Genomic DNA, 10233 nt, shown 5'->3' with positions numbered 1-10233 from the left:
CAACCCTCAAAAATTAAAAGAGGTAAATGAGCGTTATCATCAATTAAAAGAGCAGTTGGGTGCTTTACAACTACATTGGGAGCAGTTAGCAGATGAAATTTTGATTTTAGAAGGCTAAAATATCTAGTTAAACTTAATGGTATGAAGAAGAATTTGATATTTCTGTTTTTAACGCTATTAAGTTTAGCTGCTTTTGCCCAAAAGAAGCCTAAAAAAGTACGGACTTTTGTTGCAGCAACGCCAGAGTCTGTAACGGTTTATGATAATAAAAACTATATTCCGGAGATTAAAAGCGTTGAGTTTTTTAATACGGAGAAAGACCAAAGTTTTCCGGTTTTAAATTTAGGAAGTAGCCAACAGGTTATCTTAAAATTTGATGATTTACGTGGTGGAAGCAGAAACTTGTTTTATACCTTAGAACATTGCGATGCCGATTGGAAACCATCATCCTTATCTCCTATTGAGTATTTACAAAGTTTTACCGAAGAACGCATCAATAATTTTAGATACTCCTTTGGTACCTTTGTAAGTTACACGCATTACGAAGTAAGTTTGCCTAATACAAGTATAATTCCTAAAATATCAGGCAATTATCTACTTAAAGTATATGAAGATGGCGACCAGCGTAAAATACTCATCAGCAGAAGATTATACATTGTACAAACTAAGGTTAATGTACAAGCAGAGATAGTACAATCTCCTGTAGTAGCAAAAAGAGATGAGCGCCAAAAGGTGAATATCAATATTGCACATCCGGGTTTGGCCATTCAAAATCCTTATCAGGAAATAAGAATCGTTACCTTAAAAAATAACCGAACAGATTTAATCAAAACCATCAATAGACCTCTTTTTGTAAGAAACAACTTATTGGTTTATGCAGATAATTTAACCAATGATTTTGATGGAGCGAATGAATTTAGAAGGTTTGATACCCGTAGTTTAAGATTTAAATCAGAGCGAGTTGGACAAATCGTATTGGATAGTTTATACAGAATTTTATTATTTCCTGATGTTGTTTTAAACACACCTAATTACTCTTACCAGTTTGATGAAAATGGTAAGTTTTATATCATCAATCAGGATGGTAATAGTGATGATTATGCTGGAGATTATGCAGCTATAACTTTTACCTTAAAAGCCGATGAACCAGATGCCAATGGGCATGCTTATATCATTGGTCAGTTTAATGCTTACCAGAAAAATACAGATAGCAGATTGATTTACAATCCTGAAAGCAAACAATTCTCAAAAACAATGCTTTTAAAACAAGGTGTTTATGATTATAAATACACTTGGGCTACAGAAGACGGTAAAATCATTAATGATAACACTTTTGATGGTTCTTTTTTTGAAACCGAAAATGATTATCAAATATTAGTCTACTATAGGGCACCAGCTTCCAGATTTGAAGAATTAATAGCCTTTAGAGAATTAAACAGCAGACAATTACCCAGAACAAACTAAGATATGAACGCTAAGAAAGCAAAAGATTCATTAATCACCATGAACGAATTGGTATTACCAAATGATACCAACACCCTTAACAATTTAATGGGCGGGCGTTTATTACATTGGATGGATATTGCAGCAGCGATTTCTGCACAAAGACACAGTAATCGCATTGTAGTAACCGCTTCTGTAGATAATGTTTCTTTTAAACATCCTATCAAATTGGGTGATGTGGTAACCATTAATGCCAAAGTTACGCGGGCTTTCCATACCTCTGTTGAAGTTAGACTAGATGTTTGGGCAGAAAACATTCCATCAGGCACCCGTATAAAGTCTAACGAGGCCTATTATACTTTTGTAGCCTTAAATGATGAAGGTAAAACGGTTCCAGTACCAGAGTTAATTCCAGAATCTGAGGATGAAATAGCACTTTATGACGGCGCTTTAAGACGCAGACAGTTGCGACTTATCTTATCAGGTAAAATGAATCCTGACGATGCTACAGAGCTTAAAGCATTGTTTAACGCTGCGAAGCAGTGAGAGAAAGGAAAAATTAAAAAGTCAAAAGGAAAAATTAAAAAATCACTCAATTTTTAAAGCTCAACGCAAAAGGCTGAAAGCTTAATCACTCATTCAAAAATCAATCCTTCAATCAATAAAAAATTAAAAAGGAAAAATTAAAAAAATCAAAAATCACTCAATTTTTAAAGCTTAATCACTCATTCAAAAATCAATCAATAAGTTAATAAGTCTTCACTAAGCTTTGTGCTCTCTGCGAACTTTGTTAATAAACAAACGATATAATCGTTAAAGACTTGATTTAACCACTAAACAGCCACTCTTATTTGTGAGCCAATTTAACAAGGCGACTTATAGTCAATTTTAGCTAGAAATCCATTAATAAATGAAAATATAAGTGCATCGTCAGCATTTCTATAACGCAGGATAATTTTATTTTCATTTAACTTAACGCCAAAAATTTTCTCAAATTCCTTTTTTGTTGTTTTATATGAAAGTACCTGATTCTTGTATGTAATCTTATTTTTCATTTTTTGACTAAATAAGACTTCTACTAGTTGATAATTCAACTTATTCCCTGTAAATTTTAAATATGCGTACTGTAAAGAATAATAAGGCCCATCCGATTGCTCATTATCTGAAAAAAAGCCACATTCATAGTTAGGCCTAAATATCTTTATCGGTTTACCAAACTTTTTGATTATGTCTTCTTTGTTTGCTATAAAATACAAACCATCAATTTTAAAATCTTGATAAGAAACAGTTTTATCCTCAGCAAAAATCAAGATTGTGAAAAGTGATATTACGAAAGTCATTAGCAGTCTTTTCATTAACTTAATAGTTGTATTTGATTAAACAAAATACTATAACATAGTATATATAAGTTGATAATTTAAAATTAGCAAAATAAGAAAAGCTAAAAACAGTAAGAACTTTATACAATAAGTTATCGTATTGTAGCTTTTCTAACATTAATAGATATTGATGAATCACTGTCCGTGATGACTAATTTCTTTAGGATATTTATCGCCTATTAAATTTAATTTAATATTGTGTTCTAAATAAGCTTTAAGTCCGTCTAAAACAGTCGTAAAACCACCTGTATTATCTTTTATTGCTTCAATTAAATCATCTCCTGTTAAGTTGAACCCATAATTTTTAATAACAACATAGGTTGTTTCGTCTGTTAATTCAGTAAACTCATAATCAACTGTTGTGAGAGGGTCACCCCATTCCGTGGAAATCAGTTTATTTGTGACAATTTTTTTCGTAAACACATTGTCAGAAACGCCATACATTTCCCATTCCCACTTCACGGTTTTTCCAACTTCTAACCGTCCGCTTGATTTTGTAAACCAAAAGTTAGTTGTTATTGCCGGATCAATAAATGCTTGAAAAACTTGAGAAACAGGTTTTCTAATTAACATTTGAGTTTCTACTGTAGGTAAATTATTCTTCATTTTATTTTTCTAAAGTTTCAAGTTTATGTTTTGTTTAAGTTTTGTATTCTCTGTGAATCTTTGTGGTTGATAAACGATGTAATTTTAAACAATTCGTCTTTATCAGTACTTATAATTTATTTTTAGATTTTTCATGACTTTTTTTTAACATATTCAGAATAAATACTTCCCGACTTTCAATGATTCGCTTAAGCAATTTTTCATATCTTTTTAAATAAGATAAAACTTTTGGAGTTGGATGAAAAAAACATCATGACCTACTGGAATATAATTTCTTCGGATATTATAATATGGCTTGCATCCTAGTTCTTTTAATAGTGTATAACAAACTTTAGCTTTACTGATAGAATTAGCAATACTTATACAGTAAGCCGAATCTCTAATACTACCAAACCGAAGAAACGCTCCTGTTAAGAAAGCTAGTTTCTCTTTTTCATTTCTCATAATATCATCTTTCAGTTTACCAATTAAAATATTTCCTCCATTTGGAGTATAAGAGTGCCCTTTATTAAAATGATAAAACGCATTAAATCGGTTTGCTAAAAAAGTCGATAAGATTGTATTTACTCCCATTTCCATATCTTGATAAACTTCTTTGGGATAGGTTATTTTAACAAGAGAATCTATAATAGATTTCATTGTATCTTCAGAAGGATCATATCTATCTAATAAATTCTCAAACCTTGGGTCTAACTTTCTCCCCATATAATCTTGTAAAGTCCCTAGTATTAGGAACTCATTTTGTGACTTTTTATCCGTTTGAGAAAAAGCATAAAAACCAAGTTTTAATAAGAAAATAAGAATAAATATGTAGATAATTTTCATAGATTTTAGTTTTAGATATTGATTGTTTCTTCTTTCCTCATCGCAATAACATTGAAAATTCAAAAGGAAAAATTAAAAACTCAAAAGTCACTCAATTTTTAAAGCTTAATGCAAAAGGCTGAAAGCTTAATCACTCATTCAAAAATCAATCCTTCAATCAATAAAAATTCAAAAGGAAAAATTAAAAATCAAAAAATTAATCTATCATTCACTAAATCAAAAATCAATCCCTCTATATCCACCTAATAAGGTCTTTTCAATATCGCTTCATTAATAACGGCTTGTCTTAAATCAAAGTCATAGCTTTCTTGCTCTTCCTGCTTTGGTAAGCTAACACCGTGTTTATGCTTTTCGTGGATAGCTCTACTTTTCATCACTTCTGCACTAGGAATTTCTGGATTATAATAATCTTTAGGTTTTTGATTTGGAGTTTTTAATCTTTCATAAACCATACGTTCGTACTGTTCTTTTTCGTATTTTTCTGGCTTAGAAAGTTTATAATCTGGCTTAAGTTCTGTAGCCTCCGTATGCTCTTCTATCATAGGTTGAGTTTGTACCTCATCTTTAATGGTAATTTCTGGCTGCTCTGGGATGCTTAAATTACGTTTTCTAGCTTTCTCTTGCTCTTTTTGAAAGTTTTGGTAGGCTTTAAAAAGAAATAATGCGATAGGTGCTAAAATGTATATGAGGTTTTCCATACTGCAAATTAAGAAATTAATTAGTTTTGAGGAATTAAAAGATACACGGTTTTATTAACGCATGCAGTTAAACAAATTAGAAATTAAGGGTTTCAAGAGTTTTGGAGATAAGATTACCATCAACTTTAATGAAGGTGTTACAGCTATTGTAGGGCCAAATGGTTGTGGTAAATCTAACGTGGTTGATGCCATCAGATGGGTTTTGGGCGAGCAAAGTACCAGAATGCTGCGTTCAGAGAAAATGGAAAATATCATTTTCAACGGCACAAAATCAAGAAAACCAGCCAACCTAGCCGAAGTATCTTTAACTTTTGATAATACTAAAAATATCCTGCCTACAGATTTTTCGCAGGTAACCATCACACGTAAACTGTATCGTACCGGAGAATCAGAATATCGTTTAAATGATGTACAATGCAGATTAAAAGATATTACCGACTTATTTCTAGATACCGGTATTGGGCCCGACTCCTACTCTATCATCGAGTTAAAAATGATAGATGAAATCATCACCAATAAAGAAAACTCCAGAAGGGCTTTATTTGAAGAAGCATCAGGAATTTCCAAGTATAAACTCCGCAAAAAGCAAACTTTTAACAAGTTAAAAGATACAGAGGCAGATTTAAGTCGGGTTGAAGATTTACTTTTTGAGATTGAAAGAAATCTTAAAACACTAGAAAATCAAGCTAAAAAAGCCGAACGTTATTATCGTTTAAAAGAACAATACCACGCTTTAAGTATTGTATTAGCATCTTTCAGGATTATTGGTTTCAGAGATTCTTTAGCTCAGCTAGATGAACGCGAAAAAGAGCAATTAGAAATTAAACAAGGTATCAACACTTTGGCTGATCAGTTAGATGCAGACATCCAAAAGCATAAATTTAATAACCTCACGAAAGAGAAAAATTTATCTGTTCAACAAAAAGCTACTAACGAGTTTGTGAGTAAAATTAGGGCTTATGAAAGTGAGAAAAAGATTAAAAACGAACAGCTTAAGTTTTTACAAGACAAAGAAAGTAAGCTTAACGATGATTTGGAGAAAGATAAAGCTCAACTCAATCATGTTTTTTATAATATTAAGCGCTTAAACGAGGAAAGATTACAAGAAGAGCAAAACCTGCAAAGCATCAGTACAAAACTAGAAGCTTTAAAAGCAGAAGTTGAAGAATTACGAATACAACAACAATCATCCAAACAAGGGCTAGATCAAATGCAAAACCAATCTAATGCTTTGCAAAATCAAGTTTACCAAGTTGAGAAAGATATTGAGATTTTAAACATCCAAAAGGAAGCTTTAGACCAAGAAACACGTAGAAATATTGCTGATACTGATTCTAGAAAAATAGAACTCTCTAATTTCAATAAGGCGATAGCTGATATTTCTGAAAGCTTAGAAAGTAAAAAACATCAGCTAGAGCATTTGCAAGAGCTAGAAGAAGAGTTAAAAGAGAATTTAGCTTCTACAGAAGCTATTCTGGCAGATAATAAAGAACAGTTTAACAGCATCAGCAGGAAATTGGATGCCAAACAAAATGAATATAACCTTACCAAAAGTATGGTTGATAATTTAGAAGGCTTTCCAGAATCTATCCGATTTTTAAGAAAAAACACACAATGGACAAAAAAAGCACCTCTACTTTCTGATATTCTTTTTTGTAATGAGGAGTATCGTGTAGCCATAGAAAACTTTCTTGAGCCATTGATGAACCATTACGTAGTAGAGCAATATAGCGATGCTATTGAAGCTATTCAGCTATTAAGCAATTCTTCAAGAGGAAAAGCTAACTTCTTCATATTAAATAATTTAGAAGACAAAGAAGCCCAAGAATTACCAGCCCCAGATGGCGCTATACCTGTTTTATCTGTAACCGAAACTGATAAAAAATACAAAAAGTTATTCAATCATTTACTTAGCCATGTGTTTTTAGTTGATGATGGTAAAGAGCAAGATTTAAATGCCGAGCTTTTAAATTCACCTATTGTATTGATTGGAAAATCAGGAAAGTTTAATAAAAGTAAGTACACCCTTTCAGGTGGTTCTGTTGGTTTATTTGAAGGAAAAAGAATTGGTAGAGCCAAAAATCTAGAGAATCTTAATAAAGAAATTAAAGAGGCAGAAGTACAGCTTAAAAAACTTAAAGACCATATAGAAGAAGGAACTTTAAAAGTACAAACACTTAAAGTCGCTACTAAAATACAAGAGGTTAATACCCTATCAGCGCAGATAAATCTTTTGCAAAATGAATTGATATCGGTGCAAACTAAGCAAGAGCAATATCAATCTTTTATAGAAAACAGTCAGAATAGAAAACAAGATATAGAGCAAAAACTGCAACATATTGCCTCAGAATTATTAGAAAAGCAACCTTTAATTGCCGAGTTAATTGCTCAAAAACAAATCATCAATGAACAATTGATAGCACAACAATCGGCTTTTAACGAGTTAAGCGAAGTTTTAACCATGCGCTCTTCTGCTTTCAATGCTGAAAATATCAAATTTCACCAGCAGCAAAATAAGGTTAGCAGCTTAGACAAAGATTTAGAATACCGCGAATCACAACAAGAAAATCTGGAAAACAGAATCAATAAACACAGTGCCGAGCTAGAAGAAACCAAGCTTACTATTAAAGATACTTTACAGTTTGTAGATCATGATGATGAAGACTTGATTGCCATGTACAATCAAAAAGAAGAGATGGAAAAAGCACTTCAGGAAGCAGAAAAAGACTATTATGCGGTACGTGGTTTGGTTAACGATTTAGAAAATCAGCTTTCAGAAATCAGAAGAAAAAAGGAAAATACCGATGTTTTACTTAACGAAATTAAAGACCAAAAGAACAATCTTAAACTAGAATTAAATGCTTTAAAAGAGCGTTTATCGGTAGAGTTTAATATAGAGATTGAGGATTTACTAGATACTGAAATCCCGGAAGGAGCTGAAGAACAAGATACCAGAGAAAAGGTAGATAAAATTAAAAAGCAATTGGATGAATTTGGCGCTATCAACCCCATGGCTATGGAAGCCTACAAAGAAATGGAAGAGCGTTATACTTTTATCCAAGCTCAGAAGAAAGATTTATCTGAAGCGAAAGCCTCTCTTTTACAAACCATAAAAGAAATTGACGATACAGCGAAAGAGAAATTCATGGTAGCTTTTACCCACGTTAGAGAGAACTTTATGCGTGTTTTCCGCTCTTTATTTAATGAAGAAGACAACTGCGATTTAATTTTGACGAATCCGGATATGCCTTTAGATTCTGATATCGATATCATTGCCAGACCAAAAGGAAAAAGACCATTATCCATCAATCAATTATCTGGAGGAGAGAAAACGCTTACAGCTACGGCATTGTTATTTTCGCTTTACCTGTTAAAACCTGCTCCGTTCTGTATTTTTGATGAGGTTGATGCACCTTTAGACGATACCAATATTGATAAATTCAATAATATCATCCGTAAGTTTTCTAACGAATCTCAGTTTATAGTAGTTTCTCATAACAAGCGTACCATTGCCAGTACGGATATTATTTATGGCGTTACCATGGTAGAACAAGGCGTTTCAAGAGTTGTAGCAGTAGATTTAAGAGAAGTAGCCTAATTTATGCCTCCAGCAAGAAAAACAACAAACCGTACAAGTACTAAAAAGCCAGTTACCAGAAAGAAAAGAAGCACCAAGAAGACTTTTGCACAAAAGCATAAACTTAAGTTTGTCATTACTTTGGTTATTGTTCTACTATTTTCTCCTTTGTATTATGGCAAGCTTTTTAGAACAGCCATTTCTACTGGTAGATGGGTTAAAGACTTGTTTATTTTTGATGAATACCCACATTATGATGAGTTTGGGATTAGAATTCCACGTAAATATTATGTCCATGGTATAGATGTTTCTTCCTATCAAGGTAAAATCAATTGGGAGAAAGTGGTGGCTATGGAATCTTATAACGTAAAGCTATCTTTTGCGTTTATCAAAGCTACAGAGGGCGTTACTCTGGTAGATAGTTATTTCCAAAGAAATTGGCGAGAAAGTAAAGATGCAGGTATCATTAGAGGGGCCTATCATTATTTTAAACCTAAAAAGTCTGGTAAATGGCAAGCCAAATTCTTTCTGCAAACGGTTAATTTAGAAGCTGGCGACCTCCCTCCTGTTATTGATATTGAAGAAACCGGAGGATTAAGCAAACTAGAACTTCAATTAAATTTACAAGAGTTTCTCAATGAAATTGAAACGAAGACTAAAACAAAACCTATCATTTATACAGGTTATAAATTCTTTGAAGACAATTTAAAAGATAAGTTTAGCGATTATACCATTTGGATAGCCCATTATTATCAGCCTAAACTTAAACTACCAGAAACAGCATGGCACTTTTGGCAACATGCCGATAATGCCCATATAGATGGTATTAAAGGCAAAGTAGATATGAATGTTTTTAATGGCGATGAAGTAGATTTAAGTAGTTTACTGGTTCAGAAAAGCTATTAAAACGATAGAATTAAGAGCTTTTATATTAATTAAGCTTTACTCGGTACTGAAATTAGAATATCTTTATATTTATGAAACAAAGGATTTACATTGACACTTCAATAGTTGGTGGTTATTTTGATGAAGAGTTTAAGGAAGCAACATTAAAGCTGTTTGAACGACTTGATAGAAATGAAATTATCTTTGTTGTTTCTGATTTACTTGATCTTGAATTAATAAACGCTCCTCAAAAAGTTAGAGAACATTTATTAAAGTATTCTGCCGATAAATTTCAGAGGATTGAACTAACTGAAGAAGCAGTAAAACTTGCTGATACTTACATTATTGAAAAAGTAGTTGGTAGAACTAGTTTAGAAGATTGTCGGCATATCGCATTAGCAACTATAAACAAAGTAGATGTTTTAGCAAGCTGGAATTTTAAGCATATTGTAAATCTTGATAGAATAAAAGGATATAATTCAGTAAATTTACGACTAGGTTATTCAATGATTGAAATTAGAAGCCCGAAAGACTTAGTAAATTATGGAAACGAATAAAAAAGAAAAACAGTTTGATGCTGTTAAAATGATGAGAGAAATTAGAACTCAAATTAGTACCGAAACTCAGAACATGACTTTTGATGAATTGAAAGCATATATCAAAAAGAAGCTTTCAGAAAATAAGACCAAACTTGTTGGACAGTAATTTAATAATTATTAGACTTATTCAACTGTACAACTAACTTTTACACCAAAAGTCCTGATCAATCCCGCAGGAGCCTTTGTCGCACATCCCTTACCCACACTCAAAAACAATTAGC

At 32.2% G+C, this 10233-nt stretch carries 10 protein-coding genes; 6 read left to right on the top strand and 4 right to left on the bottom strand.

Going from position 1 to position 10233, the window contains the following annotated elements; translation table 11 throughout:
• Positions 1-141 precede the first annotated feature (141 nt).
• Together B2745_RS13935 and B2745_RS13930 are read left to right on the top strand one after the other, a co-directional pair.
• Positions 142-1464: a DUF5103 domain-containing protein gene (locus B2745_RS13935; RefSeq protein ID WP_304067843.1), complete on the top strand. Its 1323-nt coding sequence runs from the start codon at positions 142-144 to the stop codon at positions 1462-1464.
• Positions 1465-1467: 3 nt separating this feature from the next.
• Positions 1468-1989 carry an acyl-CoA thioesterase gene (locus tag B2745_RS13930; RefSeq protein WP_304067840.1) on the top strand — a complete coding sequence of 174 codons (522 nt, stop codon included), beginning with the start codon at positions 1468-1470 and terminating at the stop codon, positions 1987-1989.
• Between the two features lie 317 nt (positions 1990-2306).
• Here the strand turns inward: B2745_RS13930 and B2745_RS13925 are convergent, their stop codons facing one another.
• The 4 genes from B2745_RS13925 to B2745_RS13910 form a co-directional block, all read right to left on the bottom strand.
• On the bottom strand, positions 2307-2798 hold the full coding sequence (locus B2745_RS13925; RefSeq protein WP_304067838.1) for a hypothetical protein: 492 nt from the start codon (positions 2796-2798) through the stop codon (positions 2307-2309).
• A 159-nt stretch (positions 2799-2957) separates the two neighbouring features.
• Positions 2958-3428, bottom strand: a complete 471-nt coding sequence (locus B2745_RS13920) for an SRPBCC family protein (protein WP_304067835.1) — start codon at positions 3426-3428, stop codon at positions 2958-2960.
• A gap of 210 nt (positions 3429-3638) precedes the next feature.
• Complete coding sequence (locus B2745_RS13915; RefSeq protein WP_304067832.1) at positions 3639-4253, bottom strand: hypothetical protein; 615 nt, start codon at positions 4251-4253, stop codon at positions 3639-3641.
• A gap of 242 nt (positions 4254-4495) precedes the next feature.
• Positions 4496-4951: a hypothetical protein gene (locus tag B2745_RS13910; protein ID WP_304067829.1), complete on the bottom strand. Its 456-nt coding sequence runs from the start codon at positions 4949-4951 to the stop codon at positions 4496-4498.
• Between the two features lie 61 nt (positions 4952-5012).
• Here B2745_RS13910 and smc point away from each other — a divergent pair, with 61 nt between their 5' ends.
• The 4 genes from smc to B2745_RS13890 all read left to right on the top strand — a co-directional run bounded on the left by smc (position 5013) and on the right by B2745_RS13890 (position 10118).
• Positions 5013-8549: a chromosome segregation protein SMC gene (gene smc / locus B2745_RS13905; protein WP_304067826.1), complete on the top strand. Its 3537-nt coding sequence runs from the start codon at positions 5013-5015 to the stop codon at positions 8547-8549.
• A gap of 3 nt (positions 8550-8552) precedes the next feature.
• A complete protein-coding gene (locus B2745_RS13900) occupies positions 8553-9434 on the top strand; it encodes a glycoside hydrolase family 25 protein (RefSeq protein WP_304067823.1) in 882 nt (293 codons plus the stop codon).
• 71 nt (positions 9435-9505) lie between these two features.
• Complete coding sequence (locus B2745_RS13895) at positions 9506-9970, top strand: PIN domain-containing protein (protein WP_304067820.1); 465 nt, start codon at positions 9506-9508, stop codon at positions 9968-9970.
• Positions 9957-10118, top strand: coding sequence for a hypothetical protein (locus B2745_RS13890; protein ID WP_304067818.1), 162 nt, complete (start codon positions 9957-9959; stop codon positions 10116-10118). The genes B2745_RS13895 and B2745_RS13890 overlap by 14 nt, the downstream gene beginning before the upstream one ends.
• The last annotated feature ends 115 nt before the right edge of the window (positions 10119-10233 follow it).

This window comes from Pedobacter glucosidilyticus (genome assembly GCF_002483235.1).
Taxonomy (GTDB): domain Bacteria; phylum Bacteroidota; class Bacteroidia; order Sphingobacteriales; family Sphingobacteriaceae; genus Pseudopedobacter; species Pseudopedobacter glucosidilyticum_B.
Note: the sequence above shows the minus strand (reverse complement) of the source record. Positions and strands in the feature narration are given on the sequence as shown.